Source organism: Caballeronia catudaia, assembly GCF_001544755.2.
GTDB classification, from domain to species: domain Bacteria; phylum Pseudomonadota; class Gammaproteobacteria; order Burkholderiales; family Burkholderiaceae; genus Caballeronia; species Caballeronia catudaia.
Genome location: NZ_FCOF02000012.1, coordinates 156,388 through 170,424, shown reverse-complemented (window position 1 = coordinate 170,424; position 14,037 = coordinate 156,388). Strand labels below are relative to the sequence as shown.

The window sequence follows — 14,037 nt, the reverse complement described above, 5'->3', positions numbered from 1 at the left end:
AGGTTCATCCAGAAGAAAGCGTTCGTCCGGCGCTGCGAATTTCGCAGCGTCGCGGCGCAACGCGTCTGCAACACGCAGTCAAGGAACGGACATCGCCATGCTCGACGCCAATCTCAAGAACCAGTTAAAAGCGTATTTGGAAAAAGTCACCCGGCCGATCGAACTCGTCGCCTTCCTCGACGGCGGCGACAAGTCGCGCGAGCTGAAAAGCCTGCTCGACGAGATCGCCTCGCTGTCCGCACGGATCAGCGTCGTCGAGAAAGAGGACGCCAGCGTGCGTCGTCCGTCCTTCACCATCGGCGAGCCGGGCAAGGCCGCGGGCATCCATTTCGCCGGCATCCCGATGGGCCATGAATTCACGTCGCTCGTGCTCGCGCTGCTGCAGACCGGCGGCCATCCGATCAAGCTCGACGACGCCACCATCGAGCAGATTCGCAATCTCGACGGCGACTTCGCCTTCGAAACGTATTTCTCGCTGTCGTGCCAGAACTGCCCGGAAGTCGTGCAGGCGCTGAACGTGATGGCGATCATCAATCCGCGCATCAAGCACGTCGCGATCGACGGCGCCCTCTTTCAGCAGGAAGTCGAAGCGCGCCAGGTCATGTCCGTCCCGATGATGTTCGTCAACGGCGAGAGCTTCGGCTCGGGTCGCATGGGCGTGAAGGAAATTCTCGCGAAGCTGGACACGGGCGCATCGGCGCGCGCGGCGAAGGAACTCGAAAACAAGCCGGTGTTCGACGTGCTGATCGTCGGCGGCGGCCCGGCAGGCGCGGCGGCGGCGATCTACGCGGCGCGCAAGGGCATTGCGACGGGCGTCGTCGCGGAGCGCTTCGGCGGCCAGGTGCTCGACACGATGGCCATCGAGAATTTCGTCTCCGTGCAGGAAACCGAAGGGCCGAAGTTCGCGACGGCGCTGGAACAGCACGTCAAGAGCTATGAAGTCGACGTGATGGACGTGCAGCGCGCCGACAAGCTCGTGCCGGGCCGCGTCAACGAGATTCATCTCGCGAGCGGCGCGGTGTTGAAGGCGAAGACCGTGATCCTGTCGACGGGCGCACGCTGGCGTGAAATCAACGTGCCGGGCGAGCGCGAGTATCGCGGCCGCGGCGTGGCGTACTGCCCGCACTGCGACGGCCCGCTGTTCAAGGGCAAGCGCGTCGCGGTGATCGGCGGCGGCAACTCCGGCGTGGAAGCGGCGATCGATCTCGCGGGCATCGTCGCGGCGGTGACGCTCATCGAGTTCGGCACGGAGCTGCGCGCCGACGCGGTGCTGCAGAAGAAGCTGCGCAGCATGCCGAACGTGACGATCGTCACGAACGCGCAGACGACGGAAATCTCCGGCGATGGCAAGAAGGTCAACGGCATCACGTACACGGACCGCGCGACGGGCGCGAGCCATCACGTCGAACTGGAAGGCGTGTTCGTGCAGATCGGTCTCGTGCCGAACACGGAATGGCTGAAGGGCGCCGTGGAATTGTCGAAGTTCGGCGAGATCGTCGTCGACGCGAAGGGCGCGACGTCGGCGCCGGGCGTGTTCGCCGCGGGCGACGTGACGACGGTGCCGTACAAGCAGATCGTGATCGCGGTCGGCGAAGGCGCGAAGGCATCGCTTTCGGCGTTCGATCACCTGATCCGCGCGTCGGTGGAAGACGAAGCAGTGGTCGAAGAAGAAGCGGCGGCCTGAGCGTTTAGTCAGGCGTCGAAGTGACCGGAGGCGGACGGGGCAACCCGTCCGCCTTTTTTATTGCGCTTGCGCTTTCGGTACCAGCACTCGCGGAAACGTCACCTCGAAGACGCTGCCGTGTCCCTTCGATGACTGGAACCGCAACTCCCCTTCGAGCGTGCGCGACAATTCCTTGACGATGGCAAGCCCGAGCCCCGCGCCGGGGATGTCGTCATCGGCGGCACGCTCGAATTCCTCGAACACGCGCTCCTGATCCGCCGCGCCGATGCCCACGCCCGTATCGGCGACGAGCAGCTTCCACCGGTCACCCGGCACCGCCGTGATCGACAGCAGAATTTCCCCCGACGACGTGTACTTGATCGCGTTCGATAGCAGATTAAGGGCGACCTGCTTAACCTTCAGCCGGTTCGACGTCGCCGTGCCGAGCGCCGGGTCGAAGTGTCCGATGAGCTTCAGCCCCTTCGTCTCGGTCGCGACGCGGCACGCCTGCATGAGTTCGTCGAAGAGGCCGACGAGATCGAACGCTTCGACGGTCAGCACCGAATCGTCGCCGAGCACTTTCGAGTATTCGACCATTTCATCGACGAGCGTCGCCATGTCGGCGACCTGCCGGTTGGCGAGCCCGAGCGCCGTGTCGCGCTTCGCGGGCGAGCGCGTGGCGAGTTGCAGCGCCGTCGAGAATACGTTCAGAAAATTGCGCAGATCGTGCGCGACGCGCCGCGTGATCTGCATGCGCGTTTCGTAGAGATCGCTGATGAGCTTTTGCCTGAGCGTCAGCTCGTAGTTCGCGCGCTCCAGCATGCCGGTGTATTCGTCGATTTTGCGGTCGCGCTCGCCGATCGCCTCGCGAATCGACGCGAGCGTCACGAAGCTCACGACCTCGTCGGTCATGAGGCGGGCGTGCTCTTCGTCGGCGCGGGAGAAATTTTCGTGCGTGCAGGCGTACTCGCCGATCGCGAGCAGCAGCACCTGACGGAACAGATCGAGCTCGCGCACGAGTTCGTCGACACGGTAACCCTGCTGCCAGCGCCATTGCCCATGCTGGCGGGCGTCGCGCTCGATCGCGCCTTCCTGGTCACGCAGATTGCGCGATTCCAGCACGATGCAGATTTCGTCGAAAATGCTCGGCAGATGATCCGCGAGCTGCCGATACGTGAGTTGATCCGAATGTTCGACCTCCTGATCGCCGAACACGAGCTTCATCCATTGCTCGGTGAGCGCGTGTTGCTGCTGGCGCAGCGCGGCCACGAGACCGCTCAAGCCGCCGACTGACGTGTCGCTCATCTGCGAGTCCCCGATTGCTTTTGGCGCCGGATGCGGCGCGCGTGGTGATCGTGATATGCAGTCGAAAGATATTCCGGGCGGCCGCCCCGGAGCCGCCCGCGAATGCTTCGCCAGTATAGGCTGATGCCCGTGCCGAAGGCGCAAATCCGAGTTTTCTCCTGGACTTTCGCCACGTCCGCCAGATTCAGCATTCCATTCATAGCCTGATGATTTGCAGCGCGAATTCATTTTACGGTATGCGCTCGGGCGTTCAAAATCGCGCCTGTATCCATCAGGCAACCGACTGGAACCCGATATGACGACATCATCGACAGACTGGCAAGCCCGGCAATACACGCTGTTCGAAGCGCAACGCACGCGCCCCGTCCGCGATCTCCTGAGCGCGGCTCAGCCCGAAACCGCGCGCACGGCCGTCGACCTCGGCTGCGGCCCCGGCAACTCGATCGAAACGCTGCTCGCCCATGCGCCGCACGCGCGCGTCATCGGCGTCGACAATTCCGGCGACATGATCGACGCGGCGAAAAAGCGTCTGCCGGACGTCCGTTTCGAGCTCGCCGATATCGCCGCATGGCGAACCGAAAGCCCCGTCGATCTGATTCTCGCGAACGCGTCGCTGCAGTGGGTGCCGGACCACGAGACGCTGTTGCCGAAGCTCGTCGGCATGCTTTCGGACGGCGGGCGGCTCGCCGTGCAGATGCCCGACAATCTCGACGAACCCGCGCACCGGCTGATGCGCGAGGTCGCCGCCGACGGTCCGTGGCGCGACAGGCTAAAAGGCGTGGAGCGCACCGCGCGCTATCGGGCGGACTGGTATTACGCGCTGCTCAAGCCGCTGTGCGCGAACGTCGACGTGTGGCGCACGACGTACCATCATCCGCTCGAAGGCGGCGTCGATGCGATCATCGAATGGTTCAGGGGCAGCGGGCTGCGTCCGTTTCTCGCGAAACTCGACGCAGACGAAACGGCCGCCTATCTCGACCGCTATCGCGCCGGGCTGAAAGCCGAATACACCGTCTTCGACGACGACACCGTTTTGCTGCCCTTCCCGCGCATTTTCATCGTCGCGACGCGCTGACCCGCAGCGCAACGCTCAGTGCGGCCGTCTCTGATCGCGCAACATCTGCACGAACTGCCGCGCCGCCGGCGACAGCGCGCCGCCCTTGCGCGTGACGATGCCGAAAGTTTGCGATTTCGACTTCATGCGCACCGGCAGGATGCGCAGCATGCCGTGGCGCTCGAAGACTTTCGCGACGCTCGCCGGCAGAATCGACACGAGTTCGGGACTCTCCTGCAACAGCGTCACGGTCATCAGCGGCGAGGCGGTGGAAATGGGATTGGCGGGCATCGGCAGGCCGGCGAGGTCGAATTCGCGCTCGAGCAGCGCGCTCATCGGCATATAGCTCGGATACGTCACCCAGCGGTACTGCGCGAGATCGCCGAAACCGACTTCGCCCGCGCCCGTGCGCTCGTGAGCGTGCCCGACGACGATGCACAGCGGCTCGTCCGTGAGGGGCTGATAGTGATACTTCGACGGCTGATCCGACACGCTCGACCGGCCGATCACGAGGTCCACGTGGCCGTCATCGAGCATCGGCAGCATGCGCGCGCTCGTATCCTCGACGATCTCGATGGCGAGATCCGGATGCTTCGCGTGCATCTCGTTGACGATCGGCGCGACGACGTCCGGCACCGCGCCCATGATCGTGCCGACCGTCAGCCGCCCGCCCGTGCCCGCGCGGATCTGCGCGACTTCCTGGCACAGCGCGTTCAGATCGGCGGCGAGCACGCGCGCGTAGCGCACGACGCAGCGGCCAAACGGGTTCGGGATCAGCCCGGTTTTCGCGCGCTCGAACAGCGGCGCTTCCAGCATGGATTCGAGTTCGGCCAGCGCCTTGCTCGCGGCGGACTGCGTCATTGACATCGCGCCCGACGCCTTGTGCAGCGATTTGTGATCGTCGAGCGCGATCAGCAATTGCAACTGCTTCATGCGCAGCCGCGACATGAGTACGTCCAGCGTATTCTTCATGAGCCGGGTGATTCCAAAAAGCGATCATGCGATGGAAAGCTTTCACTATACAGCGGCGCGCGCGAGACCGTATAGTCGGCACAGGGCGAGTCATCGTACAACCGGTCCGCCACGAATCACTCATCGCAAGGACGAGACAACATGCAACTCACTGGCAACCTGCTCATCGGTCAGCAATCGGTTCCGGGTTCGAACGGCTCGATCAAGGCCGTCAACGCGTCGACCGGCGCCGCCATCGAACCGGCTTTCGGCGGCGCGACGCTCGCCGATCTCGACCGCGCGTGCGCGCTCGCGTGGACCGCGTTCGACGTCTATCGCGAAACCGCGCCCGAAGCGCGCGCGGCGTTCCTCGAAACCATCGCGCAAAACATTCTGGATATCGGCGACGACCTGATCGAGCGCTGCATGATCGAAAGCGGACTGCCCCGCGCGCGTCTCGAAGGCGAGCGCGGCCGCACGGTCGGCCAGTTGCGCATGTTCGCCGACGTCGTCCGAAACGGCGATTTCCTCGGCGTGCGCATCGATCCGGCGCAGCCTGAGCGCAAGCCGCTGCCGCGCGTCGATCTGCGTCTGCGTCATATCGGCGTCGGTCCGGTCGCGGTGTTCGGCGCGAGCAACTTCCCGCTCGCGTTCTCCGTCGCCGGCGGCGACACGGCGTCGGCGCTCGCCGCGGGCTGCCCGGTCATCGTCAAGGCGCATTCGGCGCATCCGGGCACGGCGGAGCTCGTCGGGCGCGCGGTGCAAAAAGCCGTGAAGGACTGCGGCATGCCCGAAGGCACGTTCTCGCTCCTGTTCGACAGCGGCCGCGACGTCGGTCAGGGTCTCGTCGCGGATTACCGCATCAAGGCAGCAGGCTTTACCGGCTCGCGCGGCGGCGGCACGGCGCTCATGAAGATCGCCGCGGCACGCGCCGAACCGATTCCCGTCTATGCGGAAATGAGCAGCATCAACCCGGTTCTGCTGTTCCCGAACGCGCTCAAGAACCGCGCGGAGAGCATCGCGAAGGCATTCGTGTCGTCGCTGGTGCTCGGTGCGGGCCAGTTCTGCACGAATCCGGGTCTGCTGCTCGCCGTCGACGGTCCGGATCTCGATAAATTCATCAAAGCGGCATCGGCGGCGCTGAACGAAACCGCCGCGCAGACAATGCTCACGCCGGGCATCTGCAAGACCTACCAGAGCGCCGTGGCGCGCGCCGCCGAACATACGGGCGTGACGACCGCCGCGCGCGGCGTCGAGGCGAAGGGCGACAATCAGGGCCAGTCGGCGCTGTTCGTCACCACCGCCGATGCCTTCCGCAAGAGCCACGACCTGCAGGAAGAAATCTTCGGCGCGTCGTCGCTGGTCGTGCGCTGCCCGGATCTCGCGACGATGCTCGCGCTGATCGAATCGCTGGAAGGCCAGTTGACGTCGGCGCTGCATATCGACGAAGCCGACTACGCCGACGCGCGCAGCTTCCTGCCCGCGCTCGAGCGCCGCACCGGCCGCCTTCTGGTGAACGGCTTCGGCACGGGCGTGGAAGTCGGCCACGCGATGGTGCACGGCGGCCCGTTCCCGTCGACGGCGGATGGCCGCTCGACCTCGGTCGGCAGCCTCGCGATCAACCGCTTCCTTCGCCCGGTCAGCTATCAGGATCTTCCTGACGCGCTCCTGCCCGACGCGCTCAAGACTGAGAATCCGCTCGGCCTGAACCGCCGCATCGACGGCAAGCTGCAACTGGCCAAGTAGGGCTTTCAGCCGATCGACACGGCCCGCGGCGCGAATTTCACGCCGCGGGCCGATTGTTTTCGGCTCGTCCGCAAGCGAAAGCGTGCTTCTCGGACGACGCTTCGAAACCCTTGGCGAATTTCGGCCGCCTCACGGGGGGCCGGCGTTGGCGTGCAACAACGCTCGCCCGCGCGCGGGAATCGCTTTGTCATCAGTGGGTTATCCGGCGGACGCCCACCCTTGTCGTATAACGGCTAGGGATTGGCGGTTCACAACCGCCGGCGGCATCCCAAAATGTCAGAAATATCGTGAGCGAGAAGAGCGAGGCGCGGCGCGTGCCGATCCGACGCTTTCACATCGACATCAGGGCCATGCGCCGGACGCCACGTTCCGACGCCATACGAAGCACGACGAGACGCAATGGTGTAGTCGCTTAAGTTGGCGGCCCGAATAGGTGCGAAAGGTAATTGACGTCCGATAGCGGTTGAACCATAGTCGGAAAATCGTTTCCCGTCAGCGCACATCGCGGGCGAGGAAAAAATACGAAGGATTGCTGCCGCGGGACCGCGTCCCTGCGACCACGCGCGCAACTCGGCGCGCATTGGCGGCCACGCGAAATCGGCAAGCTCACGCACATGTCCTTCGAGGGCTCCAGCATGACCACGCGTCTGACGTTTCCCGCATCCATGTTCTCCGTCGTCTGCCAGCGGTGTGGCAGCACGGTGCGTAAGAACGCCGACAGTTGCCCCAATTGCGGCGCCGACCGCAGCGCCGCGTTCGGCCAGCAGCGCGAAGCCCGCGCGGAGAAGCCGCGCGCGCAAATTTTCGAAGAGGCCGCGCCGCTCGCATCGGCTGCGGCTTCCGCATCCCCTTCCGCCGGCTCGATCGGCGCTCGCGGCGGGTCGTCAGAACGCGCCTCCGAACGTAGGTCCGAGCGCGTCGAGCCGGGCATGCGCTCGCGCTGGACGGAGCGCGCGAGCGAGCGCATCGCCCAGAAAGCGGCGGAATATCGCACGCGGCGCGCAGAGGAATCCGCGCGCAACGCCTACGCCGAATCGAGCAACGATTGGGACGCCCTGCCCGGCTCCGAGCGCTGGAACCAGAAGAAGACGATCATCGCGGGCGGATGCGGCCTCGTCCTGGTGCTCGGCGCGATGTTCTACTACCAGCTCGGCGATTCCGACAACGTCGGCACGCCCTCCGCCGAACACAGCGTCTCGGGCGCAATCGACTCGAAGGTCGGCGCGCTCGTGCGCGGCGCGACGGGCACGTCCGATATGCCCGCACCCGCCACGGCCGAGCGGCACGCATCCACCATCACCCGCGCGCCCGCTTCCGGCGATGCGCTACAGGACGTGCGCTTCGCACTCGATCAACACGACCTCGCCAGCGCCCGCGCGCTGCTCAGAGTCTTGCCGGCGCAGCAACAGGCGCGTGCGGACTACGAAACCCTGAAGGACGAGCTCGTCAAGCGCGAATCGCAGCGCGACGCCGCGCTGCAGCTCGCACGCGCCTGCGAGCGGACCTCCGCCTGGGCTTGTGTGCAGCAAAACGCCGGCGAGGCGCTCGCGCTCGACGGCAGCAACATCGAATCGCAAGCCATGCTCGAGCGCGTGATTTCGCATGCGGGCTGGCTCGCGCCGACGGCGGCAGCCGCGCTCGCGAAGAGGATGCCCGGCACGGCGCCTTCCGCAGCCGACACGGCGAACACGGCCGCCGCAGCCGCGCCGAGGGCCGGCGCCGCCGCGCCCGCGCCCGTTCCCGCTCAGGCAAACGTTGCAGCGGCCGCGCCCGGCGCGAAACCGAACGTCCTCGCGCAGAAACCTGCAACGGAGCGACGGGCGGGGCAACGCGGCGCCGCCGCGCGCCAGGCCGAGGAAGACGCGCGTGCGGAGAAGATTGCGCGAGGCCAGGCAGCGACCAGCGCACTCACCGCGACGATCATGCCGCCTCTGCCGCCTACCGTCGCTACGACGATGACGGCGCCCGCGCCTTCCACGCAGGCGCCCAGGCAAGCGGCGGCGCCATCGGCTCAGGCGGCGGCGCCTTCGGCTCAGCAGCCGGCGGCGAAGAGCAATGCCGCGCCCGTCACGCAGGCGGCGCGCGCGCCCTACTACCTCGGCGACGAAGAATCTCAGCCTTCCGGCGCGGCCAGCGCGCGGAGCGCGAACCCGCGCGCGCCCTACTATCTCGGCGACGAGCCGGCGCAGGCCACACGCCCGGCCAACTCGCGCGGCGCGTATTACCTCGGCGAAGATCCGCCGCAGCCGTCCGCGCCGGCTCCGCGCGCCTCCGCGCCGCGCGCGGCTCAGCCCGCGAACCAGAGCAGCGCGCTGCCGCCTTCCACCTCGACGATGCAGGCCGCCGTGCCGCGCACGCCCGCAGCCAGCGCACAGCCGGTCGCCCAGACGGCCACCGCTCAGCCGCAGCGCGTCCCGGTCGTCGGCCAGCCCGCCGCGCAGGCGAGCGCCGCGCCGCGCAGCGCGCAGCCGGCCACCGCCGCCACGGCGTCGCCTCCGTTTGCCGCCATGCCGGCCGGCTCGCATCTCGACTCCGACAAGACCGAGGAGCTCGAGCGCGCCATCAAGCAGTACGGCTGGAGCGGCGGCGCACCGTCGCCGAAGCCATCGCGTTAAAAAATAAACAACGACGCAAGAACAAGTACATACAGAGACATCGGCACGGCAGGCACACACGCCACGCAGCTTTGCGTGAACACGCATGTGAATGACCGTGCATGAGCAGATTGCGCGCGCCGCGAATGACTATCCGCATCGCGCGAGTTTAAAAAGCACCCGTTCCAACTCCGATCAAAGGGTCAATCATGTTCACCACGAAATGCATGCGCAACGCCGCACGGGGCGCGCTGGCGCTTCTTGCCATCGCCGGGCTGGCCGGCGCGGGATCGAGCTTCGCCGCCGATCCGATTCCCTACAAGATCACCACGGGCCAGGAACGCGGCACGTATATCCAGATCGGCCAGGATCTGTCGAAGTACGTGGCGGAGCCGGCGGGCATCGAACTGGAAGTGCTGCCGTCGAAGGGATCGGCGGAAAACGTGCAGCGCATGCGCTACGAACCCGGCGTGAAGTTCGCGCTGGTGCAATCGGACGTGTATCAGGCGTACATGGACATGGCGACCTCGGGCAACGCCGACGCCGGCAAGATCATCAAGCCGCTGCGGCTCATCATGCCGCTCTACGACGAAGAGATCTATTTCGTCACGCGCGCCGATTCGCCGATGAAGTACATCCACGAGATCAAGGGCAAGAACATCAGCGTCGGGCCGATCGGCAGCGGCACGGCGCAATCGGCGGAGACGCTGTATCGGCTGATGTTCGGCGAGCCGATCGCCGAGGCGAACGAGCAGCACCTCAACAACGAGGATTCGCTCGCGCGGCTGATCGTCGGCAAGATCGACGTCGCGGTGATCGTCGCGGGGCAGCCCGCGAAGCTCTTTCAGGACATGAATCCCGAGTTGCTGAAGCAGATCCGGCTGCTGCGCCTCGATTCCGGCGCGCAGGAAACCGCGCGCGCGAAGCAGACGTACTTCCCCGCGACGATCCGCACGTCGAGCTATCCGAACTGGATTCAGGAAGACACGCCGACGCTCACCGTGAAAGCATTCCTCGTGACCTACGACTACGGTTTGCGCGGCACGGTCGGCGCGCTGTCGAAGTTCGCCGATTCGCTGTGCGCGAACTTCGACACGCTGCAGGCGCAGGGGCATCCGAAGTGGAAGCAGGTGCATCTCGAACTGCCGCCGCTCACGAAGGGCTGGAAATACTATCCGCCGATGGAAAAGCACTTGCGCGCGTGCATCGCGCAGCGCACGGCGGCGGCCGAGCAGTCGCAGAATCCGGCGCGCAAAGTCGCGACGCGCCAGCAGGACGGGGCAACGCAAAAGCCGAGGAAGGAGAGCTGCACCGCGCAGGAAAAGCTGCTGCTGTTGTGCGATCAGTGACGCCGCGAAGCTAGCGCGCGAGCGTCGGCATGAGCGCGGCGAGACGCGTCATGCCACGCTCGATCGCATCGACGGACGTGGCTCCGTAGCCGAGCAGCACGCCCTGCTGCGCAGGCTCGCCCGCGTAATACGCGCCAATGCCGTACAGCCCGACCGACGCCTCGCGCGCCGCCGCGACCACTTCATCTTCACGCAATGAACCGTTCAGCCGCGCGACGAGGTGGATGCCCGCCGTCGCGGGCAGCGGCTCGAACCACGGCGCGAGCTCACCGCGCAGGCGCTCGATCAGCACGGCACGCCGCGCCGCGTACGCCTTGTGCATGCGGCGCAGATGCTTCGCGTATTCGCCGTCGAGCATGAACGCGCCGAGCGCCGTTTGCGTCAGCATGCAGCTGTGCCAGTCGCAGATCTGCTTAGCGGTCCAGAGCGGCTCAGACAGCGTCGCGGGCGGCACCACATAGCCGAGCCGCAGATCGGGAAACAGCGTCTTCGAGAACGTGCCCAGATACGCGACGAGCCCCGCGCGATCCAGGCTTTTCAGCGATTCCACCGGCCGGCCTTCGAAGCGGAATTCACCGTCGTAATCATCCTCGACGATCACCGCGCCGCGCTTCGCGGCCCATTCGAGCAGCTCGATGCGCCGCTCCAGGCTCATCGGCATCCCGAGCGGAAACTGGTGCGACGGCGTCACGTAGACGAGTCGCGTATCGCGCGGCAGCTTCTTCACGACGATGCCCTCGCCGTCGACCGGCACATGCGCGAGGCGCGCGCCCAGCGCCGCGAATAGCGCGCGCGCGGGCGGATAGCCGGGCTCCTCGACCGCGACGACATCGCCCGGCTGGATCACGACGCGCGCGAGCAGGTCGAGCGCCTGCTGCGCGCCCTGCGTCACGAGCACGTCCTGCCAGTTGCACACGACCGCGCGGCTGAATGCGAGATAACGCGCGATGCCGAGGCGAAGCTCCTGCTCGCCGCCCGGATCGCAATAACCCGCGACGCCGCCGTTCGTGCGCGCCTGCGTGCGCAGCGCCTGATTCAGGCAGCGTCGCCAGGCATCGTAGGGAAAGAGCGACTTTTCGGTCACGCCGCCCTTGAAGTCGCAGTCGAGCGCTTCGCGGGCGGGCGGCATGGGCATCGCCATGCGCTCGGGCATCTCGCGCCAGATGCCGCTCGCGCGGGCACGGGCCGACACCGGTTCGGCCCGCGCGGAAGGCAGCCGCGTGAGCCCGTCCGCGACAAAGGTGCCATCGCCCGCGCGGGTGCGCAGAAAACCTTCCGCGATGAGGCGCTCGAACACTTCGAGCGTGGTTTTGCGCGACACGCCGAGTTGCGCGGCGAGATCGCGCGTGGACGGCAGGCGCGCATTCGCGGCGAGCCGCCCTTCGATGATGCCCGCGCGCAATTGGCCGTAGATCTGGCCGGTCAGGTCGCGGCGGCCGTGGAGGGTGATGTGGATGTCCAAGGGTGGTGGCGTCTCACCGACCTATCGGGTGATCGGATCGGTGGGCCATTCCGAACGCAGCTCGTCCTGATATTCCATACCGCTTTTCTCGTGGCCATGCCATATCCCGAACGCCTGGCGCTCAGACTGTTCGTCCGTCATGAGTTTTTCGCTCGGCGAATCGGTCGCATTGCGTTCCGTTTTCGTTCGCTTCATTCATCCTCCCCAAAAACCGCCCTGCAAAGCGCCGCGCCCTCTTCCGTCAACCACGCGCTTCCCGTGCCTTCCTCACTCGTCTGCACCTCGGCCAGCCCGCCGTCCGCCAGCCCGGTCAGTTGACGCCGCAGCGCGCTCATCGGCAGGCCGGACTGCTTCGCGAGCTTCGCCAGCGACCACGCCCGCGCAGGCGTCTCGCTATGCGCCCGCCAAAGCTGCGCCAGCACGGCGACGAGCGCCGGATCGATGTCATCGTTCATTCGCGAACTCCTTGACCAGCGCGCCGAGCCGCTGCAACGCGGCTTCGCTCTGCGATGTCCACGGATAGCTGTAGTTGAGCCGGATGAAGTGGCTGAACGCATTGCGCGTCGAAAACATATAGCCCGGCCCGATGGTAATGCCGCAATCGAGCGCCGCGCGATACAGCCGCATGGAATCGACGCGCTCCGGCAGCTCGACCCACAGCACGTAGCCGCCCTGCGGAACGGACATCCGCGTACCCGCCGGGAAAAACCGTTCGACCATCGCGCTCATGATGCGCGACTGCTGCCGGTACAGCCTGCGCACGCGCCGCAAATGCCGGTCGTAGCCGTCCTGACGCAGATAATCCGCGATCGCGACCTGCGGCACGGACGGCGTCGTCAACGTATTGAGGAATTTGAGCTTCTCGACCTGCGCGCGATACCGCCCCGGCATCGCCCAGCCGATCCGGTACGACGCCGCCAGGCTCTTCGAAAACGACGCGCAATGCAGCACGAGCCCTTTCGTGTCGAAGTTCTTGAGCGTCGACGGGCGCGCATCGCCGTAATAGAGCTCGTGATAGACATCGTTTTCGATCACCGGGATCTCGTGCGCCGACAGCAGTTCGACGAGCCGGCGCTTGCGTTCGTCCGGCATCTGAAAGCCGAGCGGATTCTGGAAGTTCGGCATCACCATGCACGCGGCGATCTTTCTGCGCGCGATGATCTGTTCGAGCGCGTCGATATCGATGCCCTCCGCCGGATGCGTCGGCACTTCGATCGCGCGCATGCCGAGTCGCTCGATCGCGTGCAGCATCGCGTAGTAGGTCGGCGATTCGACCGCGACCGTGTCGCCCGGTTTCGCGACGGCCTGCAGGCTCAGATTGATCGCCTCGGTCGCGCCGACGGTGATCACGATCTCCTCCGGGTCCACCGGCACGCCGTTCTCCGCATAGCGCCGCGCGATCTGTCGAATCAGCTCGGGATTGCCCGGCGGCAGATCGTCGATGAGATTCCAGGTCGCATGCCGCCGCGCGATCGCGTTCGCGTACTGGTTGATGCGCCGCCACGGAAACGGCTCGGGATCGGGATACGGCGAGCCGAACGGAACGGCGTCGTGCGCGCGGATGCTGCGCAAGGTCGAGAGCACGAGCCGGCTGACATCGACCTCGGAGGCCACGGCCAGCGCGCGTGCCGGACGCTTCGGCTCGGCCTTCAGCGTTTCCGGCTTCGCGCGCACGAAGTAGCCGGACTGCGGGCGGGTCTCCAGAATGCCGCGGCTTTCCAGGATCGCGTAGGCGTGCAGCACGGTCTTGATGCTCACGTCATAGCGTTGGCTGGCCTGCCGCACCGACGCGATTTTCTCGCCCGGTGCGAACACGCCGCGGCGCACGGCTTCCTCGATCTCGTCGGCGAGCTTCTCGTAGAGCTTCAACGGGCGTTTTCCTTTCTGCTCGATATGCGTTGCAGTCTAGGTCA

At 66.2% G+C, this 14,037-nt stretch carries 11 protein-coding genes; 5 read left to right on the top strand and 6 right to left on the bottom strand.

What is annotated here, in order from left to right; all coding sequences use genetic code 11:
* Nucleotides 1-97: 97 nt before the first annotated feature.
* A complete protein-coding gene (gene ahpF, locus AWB75_RS15880; protein ID WP_061125033.1) occupies nucleotides 98-1,684 on the top strand; it encodes an alkyl hydroperoxide reductase subunit F in 1,587 nt (528 codons plus the stop codon).
* A gap of 57 nt (nucleotides 1,685-1,741) precedes the next feature.
* On the opposite strand, the gene AWB75_RS15875 is transcribed toward ahpF, so the two are convergent.
* Nucleotides 1,742-2,968 (bottom strand): sensor histidine kinase, encoded by a 1,227-nt coding sequence (locus AWB75_RS15875; protein ID WP_061125032.1) that lies wholly within the window; start codon nucleotides 2,966-2,968, stop codon nucleotides 1,742-1,744.
* 295 nt (nucleotides 2,969-3,263) lie between these two features.
* Between AWB75_RS15875 and tam the strand changes: the two genes are divergently transcribed.
* Complete coding sequence (gene tam / locus AWB75_RS15870; RefSeq protein ID WP_061125031.1) at nucleotides 3,264-4,043, top strand: trans-aconitate 2-methyltransferase; 780 nt, start codon at nucleotides 3,264-3,266, stop codon at nucleotides 4,041-4,043.
* Nucleotides 4,044-4,058: 15 nt separating this feature from the next.
* Here the strand turns inward: tam and AWB75_RS15865 are convergent, their stop codons facing one another.
* On the bottom strand, nucleotides 4,059-4,994 hold the full coding sequence (locus tag AWB75_RS15865) for a LysR family transcriptional regulator (protein WP_061125030.1): 936 nt from the start codon (nucleotides 4,992-4,994) through the stop codon (nucleotides 4,059-4,061).
* Between the two features lie 141 nt (nucleotides 4,995-5,135).
* On the opposite strand from AWB75_RS15865, the gene AWB75_RS15860 reads away from it, so the two are divergent.
* The 3 genes from AWB75_RS15860 (at nucleotide 5,136) to AWB75_RS15850 (ending at nucleotide 10,662) form a co-directional block, all read left to right on the top strand.
* Complete coding sequence (locus AWB75_RS15860; protein WP_061125029.1) at nucleotides 5,136-6,719, top strand: aldehyde dehydrogenase (NADP(+)); 1,584 nt, start codon at nucleotides 5,136-5,138, stop codon at nucleotides 6,717-6,719.
* Nucleotides 6,720-7,354: 635 nt separating this feature from the next.
* A complete protein-coding gene (locus tag AWB75_RS15855; protein ID WP_061125028.1) occupies nucleotides 7,355-9,334 on the top strand; it encodes a zinc ribbon domain-containing protein in 1,980 nt (659 codons plus the stop codon).
* A 188-nt stretch (nucleotides 9,335-9,522) separates the two neighbouring features.
* A complete protein-coding gene (locus tag AWB75_RS15850; protein WP_087086641.1) occupies nucleotides 9,523-10,662 on the top strand; it encodes a TAXI family TRAP transporter solute-binding subunit in 1,140 nt (379 codons plus the stop codon).
* A gap of 10 nt (nucleotides 10,663-10,672) precedes the next feature.
* On the opposite strand, the gene pdxR is transcribed toward AWB75_RS15850, so the two are convergent.
* Genes pdxR through AWB75_RS15835 form a run of 4 tightly spaced genes read right to left on the bottom strand, consistent with a single transcriptional unit; the run spans nucleotide 10,673 to nucleotide 13,993 of the window.
* Entirely contained in the window at nucleotides 10,673-12,124 is a 1,452-nt protein-coding gene (pdxR, locus tag AWB75_RS15845; RefSeq protein ID WP_061125027.1) for a MocR-like pyridoxine biosynthesis transcription factor PdxR, read from the bottom strand.
* A gap of 21 nt (nucleotides 12,125-12,145) precedes the next feature.
* Entirely contained in the window at nucleotides 12,146-12,319 is a 174-nt protein-coding gene (locus AWB75_RS37720) for a hypothetical protein (protein ID WP_159462784.1), read from the bottom strand.
* Nucleotides 12,316-12,579: a helix-turn-helix domain-containing protein gene (locus AWB75_RS15840; protein WP_061125026.1), complete on the bottom strand. Its 264-nt coding sequence runs from the start codon at nucleotides 12,577-12,579 to the stop codon at nucleotides 12,316-12,318. The genes AWB75_RS37720 and AWB75_RS15840 overlap by 4 nt, the downstream gene beginning before the upstream one ends.
* On the bottom strand, nucleotides 12,569-13,993 hold the full coding sequence (locus AWB75_RS15835) for an aminotransferase-like domain-containing protein (RefSeq protein ID WP_061125025.1): 1,425 nt from the start codon (nucleotides 13,991-13,993) through the stop codon (nucleotides 12,569-12,571). Before AWB75_RS15835 ends, AWB75_RS15840 begins: the two co-directional genes overlap by 11 nt.
* Between the last annotated feature and the right edge of the window lie 44 nt (nucleotides 13,994-14,037).

Excerpts from the sequence above, each read along its gene's own strand:
- ahpF (WP_061125033.1), top strand. The coding sequence starts at position 98 with ATGCTCGACGCCAATCTCAAGAACCAGTTAAAAGCGTATTTGGAAAAA.
- AWB75_RS15875 (WP_061125032.1), bottom strand. The coding sequence starts at position 2,968 with ATGAGCGACACGTCAGTCGGCGGCTTGAGCGGTCTCGTGGCCGCGCTG.
- tam (WP_061125031.1), top strand. The coding sequence starts at position 3,264 with ATGACGACATCATCGACAGACTGGCAAGCCCGGCAATACACGCTGTTC.
- AWB75_RS15865 (WP_061125030.1), bottom strand. The coding sequence starts at position 4,994 with ATGAAGAATACGCTGGACGTACTCATGTCGCGGCTGCGCATGAAGCAG.
- AWB75_RS15860 (WP_061125029.1), top strand. The coding sequence starts at position 5,136 with ATGCAACTCACTGGCAACCTGCTCATCGGTCAGCAATCGGTTCCGGGT.
- AWB75_RS15855 (WP_061125028.1), top strand. The coding sequence starts at position 7,355 with ATGACCACGCGTCTGACGTTTCCCGCATCCATGTTCTCCGTCGTCTGC.
- AWB75_RS15850 (WP_087086641.1), top strand. The coding sequence starts at position 9,523 with ATGTTCACCACGAAATGCATGCGCAACGCCGCACGGGGCGCGCTGGCG.
- AWB75_RS37720 (WP_159462784.1), bottom strand. The coding sequence starts at position 12,319 with ATGAAGCGAACGAAAACGGAACGCAATGCGACCGATTCGCCGAGCGAA.
- AWB75_RS15840 (WP_061125026.1), bottom strand. The coding sequence starts at position 12,579 with ATGAACGATGACATCGATCCGGCGCTCGTCGCCGTGCTGGCGCAGCTT.